Source organism: Bradyrhizobium agreste (assembly GCF_016031625.1).
Taxonomy (GTDB): Bacteria; Pseudomonadota; Alphaproteobacteria; order Rhizobiales; family Xanthobacteraceae; genus Bradyrhizobium; species Bradyrhizobium agreste.
In genome coordinates this window covers 13,167-28,242 of the sequence record NZ_JACCHP010000006.1, presented here as the reverse complement: position 1 = coordinate 28,242, position 15,076 = coordinate 13,167, and the positions used below count along the sequence as shown (strand labels likewise).

The following is a 15,076-nucleotide window of genomic DNA, read 5'->3' as shown; positions in this document are numbered from 1 at the left end:
CCCGGGATCTCGAGATTCCGGGCTCGGTCCTGTGGACCGCCCCGGAATGACTGCCTTGAACTACAAACTCACGCCGCGTGCACGCGGTCGAGGAAGCTCTCGACCTCGGCCTTCAGATGCAGGCTCTCGCCCGACAGCGCCTGGGCGGAAGCAAACATCCGGCTCGACGTCTCGCCGGTCTCGCTGGCGCCTTTGGCGGCGTGACGGACATTGACCGCGACATCGGCGGTGCCTGACACTGCGGCGCGAACGCTCGCCACGATGTTGTGCGTCGCGCTTTTCTGTTGCTCGACCGCGGCCGAGATCGAGCCTGCGATGCCGCTGATGCGCTCGATGGTCTGGCTGATCGCCTTGATGGCGGCGACCGATTCCTCGGTCGCAAGCTGCATGCTCTCGATCTGGTTCGAGATCTCGTCGGTCGCCTTGGCGGTCTGGCCGGCGAGCGTCTTGACCTCCTGAGCCACCACCGCGAAGCCGCGGCCGGCATCGCCGGCGCGTGCAGCCTCGATGGTCGCATTCAGCGCCAGCAGATTGGTCTGCTCGGCGATCGAGGTGATCAGCTTGACGACGTCGCCGATGCGCGAGCCGGCCTCCGAGAGCTGCGCAATGCGCTGGTCGGTGGCTTCGGCCTGCCGCACCGCCTCGGCGGAGATCGCGTTCGATTCCTGCACCCGGCGGGTGATCTCGGAGATGGATTGAGACAGCTCGTCGGAAGCGGACGCTGCCGAACGCACATGCTCGGAGGCGCTTTCGGAAGCTCCCGCCGACTGCGCCGACAGATCGGCCGTAGAGCGCGCGGCGTCGGTGAGTTGTCGCGCGGCGCGCTCGAAGTCCCCGGACGATGCGAGCACCTTGTCGAGAATGCCGCCGACGCTGCCGCGGAACTCCTCGACGAAGCTGCGCAGCTCGGCCTTGCGCTGCTCGGCTGCGGCAGCATTTGCCGCCGCCTGTTCAGTGCGCAGGCGTGCCCGCTCCTGCGAGTTGCTCTTGAACACCGCGACCGTGCGGGCGATCTCGCCGATCTCGTCGGCACGGTCCTCGCATTCGATCGCGACGTCGTTCTGGCCATTGGCAAGCGCGGTGAGCGAGTGCGTCACCGAAGTCAGCGGCCGGGTGATGCGCCGGACGACCAGCAGGGTCAGGAGCAGGACCAGAAGCGCGGCAAGCCCGGCGGCGGCAGCCATGCTCTCCATGGCCTGGGACAGCATGCCCTCGAACTGCGCCATGGGGATGCCGACATAGAGAATGCCGGCGACCTTGCCGGTCCCATCGCCGATCGGGAAATAGGCGGTCATGAACGTCTTGCCGAACAGCGTCGCCGGCCCCTTATAGGCCTCGCCACGGCGCAGCGGGGCCTGCCCGGGATGATCGGCGGCAAGCTGGGTCCCGACGGCGCGGTCGCCGTTTTCCTTTTTCACGTTGGTCGAGCGGCGGACGAATTGTCCGCTCGCCGCGTCGAACACGAACAGGGTCGCGTTGCCGCCGGCGTAGGACACCGCCCGATCGACGATGGCGTGATCCTTGAAGTCGGGCATTTTCGGGATCTCGGCGCGGACCACCGCGCCGTCCCGAATCGTGATCTTGGCCTCGGGAACGGTCTCCGCAAAGGCCAGCGCCAGCGTGCGCAGATTGATCTCGATGTCGCGCAAGGCGCGGTCATTGAAGGCGGATGTCAGCGACCAATAGCCGGCGCCGACCACCAGCGCCGTGTTCATTGCGATCAACAGCACCGCGCACAGGACGGCCTTGGTGCCGAGCTTGAACCGCGGCAGGAACTTCGCCGTTAGAAGATTGGACATGGATGGAATGACCCCCGTAATCCCTGCATAATCGTGCAATTGACTTACGGTCGCATTAACGACGGTTCCCACCGCCGCGCGCGGCATGCTTTCCAATTGGTAAACGAGGTCGTCCCGCCCGCCGGAGCGCCGGTGCGATCGGCAAGACCTGTTCGCAGCCGATCGTCGATCATGCCAGGGCACGCGAACGCGCACTCGCCGCCTACGCAAAGATCCGCAAAGGTTGAGCGTCGCTTTGACACAATTTCGAAACCCGCTATCGTCATCGCTCCATGCAAACCGTGGGGGACGATATGGACGACGAGAAGCCGATCACCGAACAGGCGATGGAGACGATCACCACTGCCGTGGAAACGACCAAGGACGCGGCAGTCACCGCAGTCAAGCAGGTGAAGAAAGCCGCCAAGAAGGTCGCGAAGAAAGTAGCGCCGAAGAAGGCCGCCAAGACGAAAACCAAGAAGGCTGCGAAGAAGACGACAAAGAAGGCCGCAAAGAAATCGTCCAAGAAGGCCGCGAAAAAGTCTGCGAAAAAGGCGGCCAAGAAAGCCGGCAAGTCGAAGAAGAAGGCCAAGAAGGCCAAGCGCTGATCGCACCGGCAGACGTCTCCGGGTGCGGGCGCGCCCGGAGACGCGCGCGCCTACCGTCAGGCCCGTGCACGCCGTCAGGACCGCCGATTGACGACGAAAACCGCTGTGGCGCAGAGCGCCATGCCCGCAATGGCAATCGCGTCCAGCTTTTCTCCGAACAGCAGATAGGCCATCAGGGCCGTGACGGCCGGAACCAGATAGAACAGGCTCGCGACCGAGGTCGCCGCGGCGTGGCGGATCAGCCAATACAACAGCCCGATCGATCCGATCGAGAGCGCAACCGCGAGCCAGGCGAGCGCGAGGACGAATTCCCGCGTCCAGTGCACCACGCGATCCTCGAACAGGAAGGCGCCGACCGTGAAGAAGATGGTGACTGCCACGTACTGCACGAGATTGCCGGCACGCCAGTCGATGTGATTGCAGTAGCGGCGCTGATAGAGCGTGCCGAGCGTGATGCTGACCAGCGACACCACCGAGGCGAGCCAGCCGAGCCCGGCTTCGCCGGTCATCGGGCGGTTGTGCAGGATCAGAACCACCCCGCCGAGGCCGAGCCCGAGCCCGGCCCATTGCAGCGGCGTGACCCGTTCGCCAAGCCAGCGATTGGCGATGGTCGAGGTCAGGATCGGCTGCAGGCCCGGGATCAGCGCGGAAAGGCCGGCCGGAATCGAATGCGCGATCGCAATCGCGGTGCCGCCGAGATAGAAGCCGTGGACGAGGATGCCGGCGACCGCGCTGTGCACGATGCCGGCGCGGTCCGGCCATTTCGGCCGCGCGATGCCTGCGATGATTGCCATCAGCCCTACCACGATCGCCATGCGGATGGCGAGATAGGTCAAGGGATCGGCATTGCTGACGACGTATTTGGTGCCGATGAATCCGGTGCTCCAAAGCAGCACGAACAGGATCGGCGCGGCGCGGGCGGCCAGGGTTTCTTGATTATGGTTCATTGCCGCCCTCATTGCCCCACCGTTGGCCATGCGGCAATGCGAATTTCGTCGTGACGATGCGCGACGGACGATGTCCGGCTCAGCCGCTCACCATTCTTCCGGACAGGGATTGACGATCTTCCAGAGCTCGACCCCGTTCTTGATCTTCTTCATGTCGGTGGTGAGCCCACCATTGCGGCGAATCCAATCCTTCACCGTGTCGGGGTAGTAGGACATGAGATCTGAGGTGCCCTCGGCGCTGGTGACCTTGATGCCGAAGGTGAACGCCTTGTCGTAATAGGCCTGGTGGAAGCCGAGGCTTGCGCGCGGCGTCACGCAGATCTTGTTCATCGGCACGATGCCGAGCACGAGCGTGCAGGCCGAATTGCAGATGCCGTCGATGATGACCCGCTCGCCCTTTTCGCGCACCCGCTTGTACTTGGCCTTGTACTCCTCGACATACCCGCCGTGGTCGCGGGTGATATGCAGCTCGGCGCGTGCTGGCGTGGCAGCGGCGAGGCAGAGCAACAGCAGACCTGGAAGCGTGATGCGCATGGCGAGATGACGACGAAGGCCTTCAGGAATGCACCGGACTCGAGGGACTGGCAAAACATCCCCCGGGGCCGGCGGCAGAATTCTTAACCGAATAGTTTTTGGTCATACTTGTGTGGGGAATTCGTTAAGCATCCCGAAAAGGCCAAAAATGGGCAGCTTTTGGCCGCGTGTCCGGCAATTCTGTCACACCCACCCGGAAATCTGCGGGACTGGCCTTGATTTCACGCCGCCGGAGCGATGCTGGCCCCCGAAAATTGCTATAACTGGCTGACTATTCGAGCGGGGGTCCGGAGAATCGAGATGAGCAAGTTGACGCGTGTCGCCGCGGTTGCGGTCCTGATGGCTGCGGTCCTCGCGCCTGCCCTCGCGGAGGCGCACGGTCGCCACCGGTACCACCGCTCCTACCCGAACCCGCTGCCCTACCCGATCAGCTACCTACACAATTACGGCCCAGGTATCACCCCCGGCACCTTCGCCTACTATGACGGCCCGGCGACCAACCACTGCTACCGCAGCGCAGCCGCTTATATTGGCCAGGACCGCCGGCGGCACCCCTGCTACTGAGGCGCCGCGGCTCTACGGGTCCTCTCTATTTGGCGGCGCCCGACCGCAGCAATTGCTTCTCGATCTCGTAGACCGGCAGCTTGACCAGATCCTTGCCGACTTCCCCCTGCAGCGCCTTGCGCAGCCCGTCCGAATAGTCGGCGCGGATCATGCCGAGCGCACGCGGCGAGGCCACCATGGTCAGGGCCGTGGTCTCACCGGAGCTGACGGCAGCATCGAGCCGGCCAGCCAGGCTCCGCAGAAAGGCGCGCTCGGCCTCGTCGTGCCAATCGGTCTGCTCGACCGAGCTGCGTGCGCCGCCGGATGCGCCATGCAACCGGCCCGGCGCGTCGGACCCTTGAGCGGCGGTCGCGGGATTGGGCTGCTCGTGCACCTCCTTGGTGTGGAGGTTGGGAAACATGTCGTCGCCGAGGTTTTCCAGAATCAGCGCCTTGCGCCCGTCGCACACGACCAGCCAGTCACCCTTGTCCATTCTCATCTTGTCCATCGCAACTTCTCCTTGACACTTGCAGACGCCGCATCCGGCATCAGAGCTGTTCTTCGAATTCCTCGAAGGATTTGCCGAATTGCGTCATCGCCTCTTCCAGATAGTCCGCGAGCATTGGCGTGCCGATCAGGTAGGACGCGGTGCGCTGGTTATGCGCCTGCGCGGCCTGAGCGCGTAGTTGACGCCAATCGGCGAGATCACCGTCGCCGCGGCCAAGCCAGGTCAGCGCCACGAGATCGATCTGCTCGTCAACATTGAGAGCGCGGATGAAGCCCGCGAGCTCCGCACGGTCGGTGGTTTCGCCGCGCCCACCGCGGCCGTAGCTCATGTCGTCGTCGCCGAAGTCCAGGACGACGCCACCCCCGCCCGCTTCGCTGTCGGACCGGCGCGATTTCGAGATGACGAAGAACACCTTCTCCGGCGAGATCGACAGATCTGGAATGACTCGCATTCAGGTCACCTTGCCCGGCAGCAGGCACCACGCCACTGCCATGACGGTGACAGTAAGAGCCAAGGCAAGCTTGCGAATTGCGCAGGATCAAGGTCAAGTCACGGCGTGGCCTGTCGGCCTACACCGCGCTGCCGAGCCGTGACGTTAGGGTCGCCGAAGGTTTGTTCATCTGTATTACATTTCGGTTCGGCCACAATTTGATCAGAACAACCTCGATATCCTGCATCGCGTGAGCGGAGGAAGACATCATGAACCTCAATACTGGCCGATTGGCCGCGTCCCTGTTCGGCGCCCTCGTTGCATCGTCGACGGCATCCGCCATGCCCGTCGCGCCTGCACCTGCGACACCGCAGGTCTCCGGCGTCGAGCAGGTCCGCATGGTCTGCGACGCCTGGGGACAGTGCTGGTGGCGGCCGAACTATTATGGCTACTACAGGCCGCGGCCATATTATTACGGCCCGCGGTATTATGGGCCGCCCTATTATGGTCCGCGCTATTATGGGTACTACGGCTATCGCCGTTGGTGACGTTTGAAGGGGCCCTCGGGCCCCTTCGCTTTTGCGAGATCGTGTATTGCGCAGCGATTGCTGCCCGAAGCCATTCATGTGTGATCTAGATCAAAGATTGAGATCAGCCGAAAGGTCGCTCTTGACGACTTAACCGATCGTGTTTCGGTACCGTCAACATGAACGTGCAGAACGTCGAGAAACGGCGATTATCCGACGGACCGCAAGGCATGATGTCCGCAATACTACGGCCTGAAATTCGGTTTACTGAAACGCGATGTTTCGCCATTGATGACGATGCAGCGACGTTCATTTGATTGTCTCTTTTCAGCGGCCGGCCAGAATCATGTTGTTCGACGACCTCGCTCCCTCCTCTGCGCTTCAACTGATCGGCTTCTCCGATGTCGATGCGTTTTGGCCGATCGAGACGATGGAGGATGCGAGGAGCATTCCGCTCGACATCCCGAACTTTGCGGCGGCCCGAGCCATCGTCTCCCTGCCGGCATGCCGCATCATCGTGATGAGATCGTTCGCGCGGATCCTCGACACCGCCTATCGCATGCCTGGCGGGATGGTGATCCTGTCGATGACCGACGATCTTCAGGTCAACTTCAAAGGTGTGGATCTCGACGCCCGCTTCTTCGCTGCCCTCCACGGCAACGACGAGTGCCATTTCGTCGAGCCGCAGACCAATCATCACGCCATGATCATCTTCTCCCCCGAGCTGAGAGACCGGGGCTGGTTCGACCGCGCCGACCATTTGCGCGCCCATGTCGCGAACCGGCCCGCCCTGCTCCACGCCCGACAGCTCCTGCTCGATATCCTGCGCACTGCGTCAGTGCAGCCGGGCCTGTTCGAGACGACCGAGGCTGCGGCCCATCTGCAGGAAGGCCTGCTGCTCGCGCTCGACGATCTGTTTCTAATCGATCCGATGTCGGATCGGAGCACCTCGGTCCACAGCGAGCGGGCGATCAAGCTCGTGCGGCGCATCGACGACTACGTCGCCACCTATCCGACCGCTCCGATCTATACAGCCGATCTCGCCCGCGAGTTCGACGTCTCGATCCGTACGCTCGGCGGCGCCGTCAGCAAGGTGCGAGGCATGAGCCTGCACCAATACATTCGCCTGAAGAGGCTATGGGCGACCCGCGCCCGCCTGCTCAAGGGCGGGGGCGTCACCGTGGCCACCTGCGCACGTGCCCAGGGCTTCCATCATCTCGGCGAATTTGCCGCAGCCTACCGCGCGATCTTCCACGAGGCGCCCTCCGACACGCTGGCACGCGGCCGGCAAAGTGGTATCCGAGCAAGCTGAGCACGCTATGCCCTCGCGACGGTGACCCCGGCCGCGTCGGCCTGGAACATATATGGAACAAACTGGCGCGCTCGGAAGGATTCGAACCTCCGACCCTCGGAATCGAAATCCGATGCTCTATCCAGCTGAGCTACGAGCGCCCTGGCCCGGAGAGTGGGCCACCGAAATTCGGCCCCCGGCGCTGGCGATGAGCCAGCACTCCCGACGGCGTTCAGATCGGGTTCGAATTAGCAGAGAGGCCGGCCAATAAAAAGCCCTTCCTACCTCGATCGAAGCGGGGCCGAAGGCGCCGTCACCAGGTCGTGTTGAACAGGCCGAAATGCGGCTGCTGTGCGACCAGCATCATGGGACGGCCCGGCTGCTGCGCCGGATGCGTCCTGGCGATCTTCCGCTTGGGCTGAGCCTGGACAGGAGAAGCTTGAGCCTGGGGCGTCTGGGGCTGGGCCGCGTCGGACTTCCTGGCTGCGGCGCTCCCGGCCCTCGGCGCTGGCGTGAATTGGGCGAAGGTCTCGCGCACCCGCGTCTTTGCCGACATCTCGGCCAAAGCCGGCGACAAGCTCTCCTGTACCGGGGGCCGGGGAGCCGCAACTGCGGCGGTCTGAACCGCGGGTGCGGCAATCGTCGGCTGGCTGGTGTCGAGGACCACGCGCTCAGGCAGATGGCGATCGGACCGGATTCGGATCAACGGCTGGTCGTTGCCTGTGGTCGCGACCGCCTGTGCTACGGGCGGCGCCGGGACAACGAAATCCGCCGCGAACAGCAGTGCGAGCAAAGCTCCACCGACAAAAATGAAATACCTAAAGATGGGCATTGGCCGCGCTCCGCCCCCCGCATCCCCGCGTGGGCTCTGCTCGCCTCAACAGGCGATCTTCCAATTGGTTCCTGGCCCAGCCGTTCGGTTCAAATGGTGATGCATGGTTTTCGGCCAAGGATCGCAGAGGGTAACTTTTCAGCTACCGGGACGGGCCCGCCTTCAAGCGCGGCGTGCTGCAACCGGGGAACATTTTGCCTGATCGGCATTCACGTTGACGAAGCCAATTGGGATACGGACAAAGGTCTTGCGGCTCTTCATGCTGACCGAATCCGCCAGCACCCGGCTGCGGTCGGTCAGATGACTTCCGTCGCGCCGCGTGAAGGCGCAGACGATCTCGACATCTCTTACGGCATAGTCATTGTCGTTTCGCAGCGTGAACGTCACTAGGGCTTTGGAGCCAAGACCGCCGCGACGCCAAGTCTGCGACGATATCCTGAGACGACCAAGTTCTGCCGTCGCCGGCAACTGGGCTTCGGACGCCGGCGAGGTTATTGCCGACGCATCGCCGGAGGGAGGCGCTTCAACAGCCGCCAGCTCCGCCCTCACCGGCTCGGCACTGTTGCCCTTGGAAAAAGGCAGCAGCATCCAGATGCCGCTGCCGACGATAATGGCCGCCAGCAACCACAGAAGGCTTCGGCCAAATGAGACGCTCGCAATCGTCACCGCCCGCGCAAGTCGTTCGCCGGTGCCGGCGAAGCGCCCCAATCCGAGTCGGTCGAGCCTCGCATTCATGGTTGCACACCGATTGCGGCTGCAGCACCATCGAAGATGGATCCTGTCACAGCTTACCTTAATTCGGGCGAGGAACTAAGGTTCCCCAATGTCATGCGAGTCGGCAACGGCGGTGGTGGGCCACCGACCGATGTCGTTAACATGCGCCGTCGCATCGAAAAGACCCGTTGGGAGACTATGAATGCCGTTCGCCGTCGCTTGGGATCACGTCCATCTGCGTAGCCCCGATCCGGAAGCCACCGCGGCCTGGCTGCGGGACGTCCTTGGTGGCGAGATCGTGCGCGCGCCAGGGCGGATCGACGTGAACCTCGGCGGGGCCAGGATCTTCATCGCGCCGCTCGAGGGCGACAGCGCCGTCAGCCCGCCACCTCCGCACCCGCATCAGGGCCTCGACCATTTCGGCCTGACGGTGAAGGACATCGACGCGGTCGCCGCCGAGATCAAGGCCAAAGGTGTCACCTTCACGCGCGAGCCGACGACCATTCGTCCCGGCGTACGCATCTGCTTCATCCGCGGGCCCGAAGGCATCTCAATCGAGCTGCTCGAGCGCGACAAGAAATACGCCTGACGTAACGGGGCGCCGGCGGTCTCAGGGCCGGCGACGACGTCACGCCCGACGGCTAAGTCATGCTGCCGGGCATAAAGCAACGGATGGTGACGCCCATGTAGCCGTAGATCGGCCAGACCATGGTGCGTCCCACCCGATTCGGCTCCGAGATCACGGCCTCCGCGGGCACGTCGACCCAGACGAGCTCCTGCTGCTGGCCATCGAGCGCGTAGCCATAGCGCGGGACACGAACGCGATAATGCCCGTCCTTACTGTCCCAGTCGGAGTCCGAGAGCGCCGAACCGTCGGCATCGGAGCAGCAAGGTCCCTTGCCGCTGCGCAAACTGTCGAACCAGGCCTTCAATTCGGGACTGGTGTTGGCGAACTGCCCGCGGTCGCGCGCGTGCCCCGAGGAGGCTGCGAGCGCGATCAACGCCAAGGCGGGCGCCAGCCTCGTCAGGTTTCCCCGGCTTATCGCACCGCCAATCCGTCGTTGTTCGCTTTTGCAATTCGTAGGACGCGCACCGTACAGACGCGGCTCATTGCCGCCGGAATCGATCCAGTTGGTCACGTTCGTCTTGCTCCAGCACCCCGCGGCCAGTGCAACAAAGGTTATGCATTTCGCGGGCCAACTCTGATTCGCAACGTTAGGCCTCGCCTCACCATCTGAGCGTCATGACAGTGTCACGGACAAGCCGGGACAACTACGGCTCGCGGGTCGGCGCGCTGACCGGCAAACTGCCGCGTTGCGCGAGAGGATGGGCTTTGGCATAAAAGCCGGACCGGTTACGCCATTGGGCGATGGCGGCCGGCCTGCGGGACGTTATGAAGAACGGCCTCTATTCAATTCACGTGACCCTGCTCGATGGTCGAGTCGGCAAGGGCAGCGGCGTGATTCTTTTCCGCGACGGCAAGATTCTCGGCGGCGATGCCTACCTCTATTACACCGGCAGCTACACGGTGAAGGACAACAACACCTTCAAGGGCGAGGTGCTGGTGCAACGGCACACGACACCTCGGGGCGATGACAACCCGCTGTTCGGCGGCCCTGCCCCCGTCGGCATCGGCGTCACCGGCAGCTTCACCGAAACGCGCGGGGAGATGACCGGGACTGCGCTGGTCGGCAAGGCCAGCCAGATCTTCGGCGCGACGCTGCACAAGCTTGCGGACGTCGATTAGCTATTCCGCGGCCTGTTCGAGCGGCGCCACACGCGGCAGAATTATCTGGATGCGCGTACCGCCACCCGGTTCGGAATCGAGATCGAGCCGGCCACCGAGCCGGTTGGTGACGATGCTGTAGACGATGTGCAGACCGAGGCCGGTGCCGCCCTGGTCGCGCCGCGTCGTGAAAAACGGATCGAAGGCGCGGCGGCGGACGTCGAGCGACATGCCGCAGCCATTGTCGGAGAAGATGATCTCGACGTTGTCCTTGCCGGACTCGCGCACCTGGATCTCGATCGTCCCGGGCCGGCCGTCCGGGAATGCGTGCGCCACCGAATTCAAAAACAGATTGGTCAGCACCTGGCCGTACGGGCCTGGATAGCTGTTCATGGTCAGGTCCGGCTGACACTCGACGTTGAGCGTCAGATTGTGCTTGCGCAGCCCCGGCCGCAGGCTCATCACCACCTGCTCGGTGAGGTCGCCGAGATCGAAAGTCCGCTGATCCGAATAGTTGCGGTCGGCGGCGACCTGCTTGAACGACTGGATCAGCTCGGCGGCGCGGTTGAGATTGGAGACGAGCTGCGAGGACGCGTCGCGGCTGGTGCTGAGGAAGTCGTTGAGCGTGGAGCGGCGCAGCTCGCCGCGCTCGACTTCGGCGGTGAACATTGCGGTCTTGCGCTCCAGGGCCGAAGCGACCGTGAGGCTGATGCCGACGGGATTGTTCACCTCGTGGGCGACGCCGGCGACCAGGCGCCCGAGCGCGGCCAGCTTCTCCGCCTCGATCAGCGAGGCCTGTGTCTCGCGCAGATTACGCAGCGCGGTTTCGGCGGCTTCCTTGGCCTTGCGCATCTCCTGCTCGCCGCGCTTGCGCTCGCCGATATCGAGCGCGACGGTCACGATCCGCTCGATCTCGCCCTCGGCGTCGAGCAGCGGCAACTTGTTGACCAGCCATTGCCGCATGTTGCCGGAGGCGTCCTGATACTCCTCCTCGTAGAAACCGAGACCTTTTCGAAGCTTGAGCACCCGCTTGTCGCTCTCGTCGGATTTGGATGCGCCGTAGCGCGACATCAGGTCGGCCGTGGTGCGGCCGAGCGCCTCGCCGGGCTCGATGCCGAAGATGCCGGCCATGTAGCGGTTCATCAGCACGTAGCGCAGGTTTCGGTCCTTGACGTTGATCACCGCGGGCACGGTGTCGATGACCTGCTGCAGCAGGCGCCGGCCTTCGGCGATGGCCTCCTCCGCCCGCTTCTGGTCGGTGATGTCGCGCAGCGTTCCCTCGTAGCGGACGATGTTGCCATGCTCGTCGCGCACGCCTGTGGCGCTGTCCGAGAGCCAGAGGATGTCGCCGCTGCGCTGGCGCACCTGATACTCGAACTCGCGCACCATGCCGTCGCGCGCCATCAGCCGTTGGTATTCGGCGCGCGCCTCGGGGTGGACGTAGATCGTGTGGGCGATGTCGCTGATGCTGTCGATCAGCTGCTGCGGGCTGTCATAGCCCATCATGCGCGCGAGCGCCGGATTGGCGTTGAGGAGGTCACCCGCTGGCGTCGTCACGTAGATGCCGTCGATGGAGCCTTCGAACAATTTTCGATAGCTCTCCTCGGCGAGGCGCTGCTCGGTGAGCGCGCGCACCGCCGCCTCGCGTGCAGTGTCGGCCTCCTCCAGCGCGCGGCGGAACACTTCGGCCGCCCGCGCAATGTCGCCGATCTCGTTGTCGAGGTCGGCGGATGGAATTGAGGTATCTTTCCGGCCCGCGGCAAGCGCGCGAATGGATCGGGCGATCTGAGCGAGCGGACGCACTGTCCTGCGCACCACGAACCAAGCAGCGGCGATGCCGATGAGCACGCCGACCGTGCCGAGCACGATGCTCTGCCATCGCGCCTCCGTCAGCGTCCGGGCGAAGTCGCGCGACAGCACGTGGCCACGCCGGGAGCTGACCTCGCGCAGCAATTCGGTGACGCGGCCGATCAGCCGGCCTTCAGTTCCCAGCACCTCGCGGTCGATGTCGGCGATCTGCCGCTCGCGGACGGCGACGGCCATGATGGCTTCGGCATAGTCGTTCACCGCCGACTTCAGCTTGGGATCGCCGATATCGAGCGCCCGCATTCCCTGCGCGGCCTGCTCAGCCGCGGACGGGTTGCGCGCGAGCAACCCGAGCGCGATCCGGCTCTGCGCCTCGGACAAGCGGGACGCCAGCTCGCGGTCCGCCGCACCTGCGACGGCTGCGTCGAATTGGTCGCGCAGCGGCGGCAGTCCGGCGAGCAGCTGGGCGCGGCGGTCGATCAGGGTGGAGATCCGCTCGAGGCCGGAGCGATAGGTCGCAAGCCGCTCGGTCACCCCGTCGATCATGTCCTGCTGCTCGGGCGCGAGCTCGATGCGGGTCTTCTTCAGGATGTCGCTGAGGGTCGAGGCCGCCTCGCCGACCTGCTGGAACTGGATGCCGGCACCGGGATCCGTGACGAAGTCGCGCGCGGCAAGGCGCAATTCGTTCATGCGGCGATCGATGTCCTCGGCGAGGTCGCCGACGCTCTGCAACCGCTGCAGCTCGGCGAAGGTCGTATCGATGTGCCGGATCGCAATCACGCTCGCCGTCGAGGTGACGATGATCACCGCCAACACCAACAGGAAGCTGCCGAAGGTGAGCTGGCCGATGGAGAGCGAGAAGGTTCGCCTTTTCTCAGGGGGCGGCGTCAATTCGGCGGACATTGGTGGTTTGAGGGACCGGACTGCTGGAGGTCCAATATACGACGTATTGCTGCCCGGGGGGAACATGCCTCGGGACGCGGAATATCGTTAATATCGGGATCTGCCGCCCGCTTCGGCTTTACGACAGTTTGACGCTGGCTGCCTGCGGGCCGGGATCGTCATGGCGGCGACGCCGAGGACGACGCAGGCCAGGCCGATCCAGGCGGTCCGGCTCAAGGTCTCGCCGAGGAAGGCGACGCTGATGGCGACCCCGATCGGCACCCGCAGATAGGCCTGCGCGGTGGTGCCGACCGAGCCCAGGGTCTGGATCAGGCGGAAATAGATCACGAATGCTGCCGCGGTCGAGAACACCGCGAGCGCCGACAGTGCCAGCACCGAGCTCAGCGAAGGCGACAGCGTCCAGGGCTGCTCGACGACGAAGGAGGCCGGGATCAGGACCGCTGCCCCCGCCAACAGCGAGCCGGCCGCGGGCGCCATGGGGTCGAGGCCTTTGAAGCTCCGGCCGAAGATCGCGGCGCAGGCGTAGCAGATGGTGGCGGCAACGATGGCCGCCTCGGCGATGAGGCCGCTGCCGATGTCATGGAAGGCATCGACGCCGACGATCAGCAGGATGCCGGCCATGCCGGCGACCACGCCGAACAATTTTCGCGGGGTCGTCGCCTCGTGACGGGTCACGATTGCGGTGAGCAGGAAGGTGAAGATCGGCCCGGCCGAGTTGAGGATGGTGGCGAGCGCGGCATCGACATGGCGCTCGCCCCAGGCGATCAAGGTCCAGGGGATGACGCTGTTGAGCACGGCCTGGAACGCGAACCGCTTCCAGCTCGCGACATCGGTCGGCATTGCGATGCCACGCATCCACATGATCGCGAGCAGCAGCAGGCCGGCAATGGCCGTGCGCGCCGCGATCAACGTGATCGGCGGGATGGTGGCGACGCCGAGCTTGATGAAGGTGTAGGAACCGCCCCACAGCGTTGCGAGCGCGACCAGCAGCGCCAGCTCGACCGCGATGTTGGCGTCCTGCCTGACGTCCATGGCGCGCATTCCGTCCTTCTCGATGGACGGACTCTAGCGCCAACGCGGCCTCGATACTTCGTCCAGTATCGAAGTGTGTCAGCCGATGGCCGCGACCTCGAACACCTCGCCGTCATAGCCGGCCTCGCGAGGGATGCGGAGCTGACGGCCGGTTTCGGTCTTGGTCATCACCGGCATCACCGTGACGATCGACAGGCCGCGGGCGTGATCCAGCGCCGCACTCACGCTCGGCTGTTTGGCGAGCCGGATCAGGTTGCGCGTGGTCGGGAACGGCAGCTTGAAGCGGCCGCTCTCTCCGCCCTCTACCGCCTCGCGCGGCGACACCCAGATCGAATCGGTGGATTCGCGTCCGTCGTGAGCACCGAGCTGGTCGGGCGGTGCGGCGGCCAGGAAGAACCAGGTGTCGAACCGCTTCGGCATGCCCTCCGGCGTGATCCAGTGCGCGTAGGGCACGAGCGTGTCGAGTGCGAGCTGGAGATCGTTGTCGGCGAGAATGTCGAGGAAGCCGATCTTGTGCTCATTGAGCGCAACGCGATGCGCGTCGGCGATCTCGCCGGCGCGTTTGGCGTCGATTGGCGCGCCGGTGCCCTTGGACCGTGCCAGCAGGATGCCGCTTTCCTCAAAGGTCTCGCGAATCGCGGCGATCCGAAAGCCGCGATCGGCTTCGCTCAAGCCCTCGCCGCCCGAATAGAGATCGGAGCGGGCAACGATCTCCTTGTCGCCGGCATCGACACTGCCGCCGGGAAACACCAGCGCGCCCGAGTTGAACTCGATCTGATGATGGCGAACCATCATGAAGACTTCGATCTCGCCGCGGCTCTTGCCGTCGGCCGGCGCGCCGTCGCGCAGCAGGAGGATCGTCGAGGCCGGGCGTGATGCTGATGTCGCGGCCATGCA

At 64.5% G+C, this 15,076-nt stretch carries 18 protein-coding genes and 1 tRNA gene; 7 read left to right on the top strand and 12 right to left on the bottom strand.

From position 1 onward, the window contains the following. Nucleotides 1–68 precede the first annotated feature (68 nt). On the bottom strand, nucleotides 69–1,799 hold the full coding sequence (locus HZZ13_RS10400) for a methyl-accepting chemotaxis protein (RefSeq protein ID WP_197959522.1): 1,731 nt from the start codon (nucleotides 1,797–1,799) through the stop codon (nucleotides 69–71). Nucleotides 1,800–2,092: 293 nt separating this feature from the next. On the opposite strand from HZZ13_RS10400, the gene HZZ13_RS10395 reads away from it, so the two are divergent. Further along, complete coding sequence (locus HZZ13_RS10395) at nucleotides 2,093–2,386, top strand: histone (protein ID WP_197959521.1); 294 nt, start codon at nucleotides 2,093–2,095, stop codon at nucleotides 2,384–2,386. Nucleotides 2,387–2,460: 74 nt separating this feature from the next. On the opposite strand, the gene HZZ13_RS10390 is transcribed toward HZZ13_RS10395, so the two are convergent. Both HZZ13_RS10390 and HZZ13_RS10385 read right to left on the bottom strand, forming a co-directional pair. After that, a complete protein-coding gene (locus HZZ13_RS10390; protein WP_197959520.1) occupies nucleotides 2,461–3,333 on the bottom strand; it encodes a DMT family transporter in 873 nt (290 codons plus the stop codon). A gap of 87 nt (nucleotides 3,334–3,420) precedes the next feature. Further along, a complete protein-coding gene (locus HZZ13_RS10385; protein ID WP_197959519.1) occupies nucleotides 3,421–3,867 on the bottom strand; it encodes a hypothetical protein in 447 nt (148 codons plus the stop codon). A 300-nt stretch (nucleotides 3,868–4,167) separates the two neighbouring features. On the opposite strand from HZZ13_RS10385, the gene HZZ13_RS10380 reads away from it, so the two are divergent. Continuing rightward, nucleotides 4,168–4,431 (top strand): hypothetical protein, encoded by a 264-nt coding sequence (locus tag HZZ13_RS10380; RefSeq protein WP_197959518.1) that lies wholly within the window; start codon nucleotides 4,168–4,170, stop codon nucleotides 4,429–4,431. Between the two features lie 25 nt (nucleotides 4,432–4,456). Here HZZ13_RS10380 and HZZ13_RS10375 read toward each other — a convergent pair whose 3' ends face one another. Continuing rightward, nucleotides 4,457–4,918, bottom strand: coding sequence for a host attachment protein (locus HZZ13_RS10375; RefSeq protein WP_197959517.1), 462 nt, complete (start codon nucleotides 4,916–4,918; stop codon nucleotides 4,457–4,459). A gap of 40 nt (nucleotides 4,919–4,958) precedes the next feature. Further along, entirely contained in the window at nucleotides 4,959–5,369 is a 411-nt protein-coding gene (locus HZZ13_RS10370; RefSeq protein WP_197959516.1) for a DUF3775 domain-containing protein, read from the bottom strand. Here HZZ13_RS10370 and HZZ13_RS36395 point away from each other — a divergent pair. From HZZ13_RS36395 to HZZ13_RS10360, 3 genes are all read left to right on the top strand, one after another. Further along, nucleotides 5,317–5,511 (top strand): hypothetical protein, encoded by a 195-nt coding sequence (locus HZZ13_RS36395; RefSeq protein WP_210349303.1) that lies wholly within the window; start codon nucleotides 5,317–5,319, stop codon nucleotides 5,509–5,511. The genes HZZ13_RS10370 and HZZ13_RS36395 overlap by 53 nt on opposite strands. A gap of 106 nt (nucleotides 5,512–5,617) precedes the next feature. Beyond that, nucleotides 5,618–5,896, top strand: coding sequence for a hypothetical protein (locus HZZ13_RS10365; RefSeq protein WP_197959515.1), 279 nt, complete (start codon nucleotides 5,618–5,620; stop codon nucleotides 5,894–5,896). Nucleotides 5,897–6,221: 325 nt separating this feature from the next. After that, entirely contained in the window at nucleotides 6,222–7,187 is a 966-nt protein-coding gene (locus tag HZZ13_RS10360; RefSeq protein WP_197959514.1) for an AraC family transcriptional regulator, read from the top strand. Nucleotides 7,188–7,250: 63 nt separating this feature from the next. Here the strand turns inward: HZZ13_RS10360 and HZZ13_RS10355 are convergent. The 3 genes from HZZ13_RS10355 to HZZ13_RS10345 all read right to left on the bottom strand — a co-directional run bounded on the left by HZZ13_RS10355 (nucleotide 7,251) and on the right by HZZ13_RS10345 (nucleotide 8,733). Continuing rightward, nucleotides 7,251–7,327: transfer RNA gene (locus HZZ13_RS10355), tRNA-Arg, on the bottom strand. Between the two features lie 152 nt (nucleotides 7,328–7,479). Beyond that, nucleotides 7,480–7,998 (bottom strand): hypothetical protein, encoded by a 519-nt coding sequence (locus tag HZZ13_RS10350; RefSeq protein WP_197959513.1) that lies wholly within the window; start codon nucleotides 7,996–7,998, stop codon nucleotides 7,480–7,482. Between the two features lie 162 nt (nucleotides 7,999–8,160). Then, nucleotides 8,161–8,733: a hypothetical protein gene (locus HZZ13_RS10345; RefSeq protein ID WP_197959512.1), complete on the bottom strand. Its 573-nt coding sequence runs from the start codon at nucleotides 8,731–8,733 to the stop codon at nucleotides 8,161–8,163. Nucleotides 8,734–8,914: 181 nt separating this feature from the next. On the opposite strand from HZZ13_RS10345, the gene HZZ13_RS10340 reads away from it, so the two are divergent. Further along, nucleotides 8,915–9,301 (top strand): VOC family protein, encoded by a 387-nt coding sequence (locus HZZ13_RS10340; RefSeq protein ID WP_197959511.1) that lies wholly within the window; start codon nucleotides 8,915–8,917, stop codon nucleotides 9,299–9,301. A gap of 52 nt (nucleotides 9,302–9,353) precedes the next feature. Here the strand turns inward: HZZ13_RS10340 and HZZ13_RS10335 are convergent, their stop codons facing one another. Further along, on the bottom strand, nucleotides 9,354–9,851 hold the full coding sequence (locus HZZ13_RS10335) for a hypothetical protein (RefSeq protein ID WP_197959510.1): 498 nt from the start codon (nucleotides 9,849–9,851) through the stop codon (nucleotides 9,354–9,356). Between the two features lie 254 nt (nucleotides 9,852–10,105). Here HZZ13_RS10335 and HZZ13_RS10330 point away from each other — a divergent pair, with 254 nt between their 5' ends. Continuing rightward, a complete protein-coding gene (locus HZZ13_RS10330; RefSeq protein ID WP_197959716.1) occupies nucleotides 10,106–10,459 on the top strand; it encodes a GrlR family regulatory protein in 354 nt (117 codons plus the stop codon). Here the strand turns inward: HZZ13_RS10330 and HZZ13_RS10325 are convergent, their stop codons facing one another. The 3 genes from HZZ13_RS10325 to HZZ13_RS10315 form a co-directional block, all read right to left on the bottom strand. Beyond that, entirely contained in the window at nucleotides 10,460–13,147 is a 2,688-nt protein-coding gene (locus HZZ13_RS10325; RefSeq protein ID WP_197959509.1) for a PAS domain S-box protein, read from the bottom strand. A gap of 87 nt (nucleotides 13,148–13,234) precedes the next feature. Continuing rightward, nucleotides 13,235–14,179 carry a DMT family transporter gene (locus HZZ13_RS10320; RefSeq protein WP_197959715.1) on the bottom strand — a complete coding sequence of 315 codons (945 nt, stop codon included), beginning with the start codon at nucleotides 14,177–14,179 and terminating at the stop codon, nucleotides 13,235–13,237. A 78-nt stretch (nucleotides 14,180–14,257) separates the two neighbouring features. Further along, nucleotides 14,258–15,073, bottom strand: coding sequence for an NUDIX hydrolase (locus HZZ13_RS10315; RefSeq protein WP_197959508.1), 816 nt, complete (start codon nucleotides 15,071–15,073; stop codon nucleotides 14,258–14,260). Nucleotides 15,074–15,076 lie beyond the last annotated feature (3 nt).

Bases quoted from the DNA above. Each gene is read 5' to 3' on its own strand.
- HZZ13_RS10320 (WP_197959715.1), bottom strand. From the start codon at position 14,179: ATGGACGTCAGGCAGGACGCCAACATCGCGGTCGAGCTGGCGCTGCTG.
- HZZ13_RS10390 (WP_197959520.1), bottom strand. From the start codon at position 3,333: ATGAACCATAATCAAGAAACCCTGGCCGCCCGCGCCGCGCCGATCCTG.
- HZZ13_RS10360 (WP_197959514.1), top strand. From the start codon at position 6,222: ATGTTGTTCGACGACCTCGCTCCCTCCTCTGCGCTTCAACTGATCGGC.
- HZZ13_RS10385 (WP_197959519.1), bottom strand. From the start codon at position 3,867: ATGCGCATCACGCTTCCAGGTCTGCTGTTGCTCTGCCTCGCCGCTGCC.
- HZZ13_RS10370 (WP_197959516.1), bottom strand. From the start codon at position 5,369: ATGCGAGTCATTCCAGATCTGTCGATCTCGCCGGAGAAGGTGTTCTTC.
- HZZ13_RS10315 (WP_197959508.1), bottom strand. From the start codon at position 15,073: ATGGCCGCGACATCAGCATCACGCCCGGCCTCGACGATCCTCCTGCTG.
- HZZ13_RS10395 (WP_197959521.1), top strand. From the start codon at position 2,093: ATGGACGACGAGAAGCCGATCACCGAACAGGCGATGGAGACGATCACC.
- HZZ13_RS10380 (WP_197959518.1), top strand. From the start codon at position 4,168: ATGAGCAAGTTGACGCGTGTCGCCGCGGTTGCGGTCCTGATGGCTGCG.
- HZZ13_RS10365 (WP_197959515.1), top strand. From the start codon at position 5,618: ATGAACCTCAATACTGGCCGATTGGCCGCGTCCCTGTTCGGCGCCCTC.
- HZZ13_RS10345 (WP_197959512.1), bottom strand. From the start codon at position 8,733: ATGAATGCGAGGCTCGACCGACTCGGATTGGGGCGCTTCGCCGGCACC.
- HZZ13_RS10350 (WP_197959513.1), bottom strand. From the start codon at position 7,998: ATGCCCATCTTTAGGTATTTCATTTTTGTCGGTGGAGCTTTGCTCGCA.
- HZZ13_RS36395 (WP_210349303.1), top strand. From the start codon at position 5,317: ATGACGAAGAACACCTTCTCCGGCGAGATCGACAGATCTGGAATGACT.
- HZZ13_RS10325 (WP_197959509.1), bottom strand. From the start codon at position 13,147: ATGTCCGCCGAATTGACGCCGCCCCCTGAGAAAAGGCGAACCTTCTCG.
- HZZ13_RS10340 (WP_197959511.1), top strand. From the start codon at position 8,915: ATGCCGTTCGCCGTCGCTTGGGATCACGTCCATCTGCGTAGCCCCGAT.
- HZZ13_RS10375 (WP_197959517.1), bottom strand. From the start codon at position 4,918: ATGGACAAGATGAGAATGGACAAGGGTGACTGGCTGGTCGTGTGCGAC.
- HZZ13_RS10400 (WP_197959522.1), bottom strand. From the start codon at position 1,799: ATGTCCAATCTTCTAACGGCGAAGTTCCTGCCGCGGTTCAAGCTCGGC.
- HZZ13_RS10330 (WP_197959716.1), top strand. From the start codon at position 10,106: ATGAAGAACGGCCTCTATTCAATTCACGTGACCCTGCTCGATGGTCGA.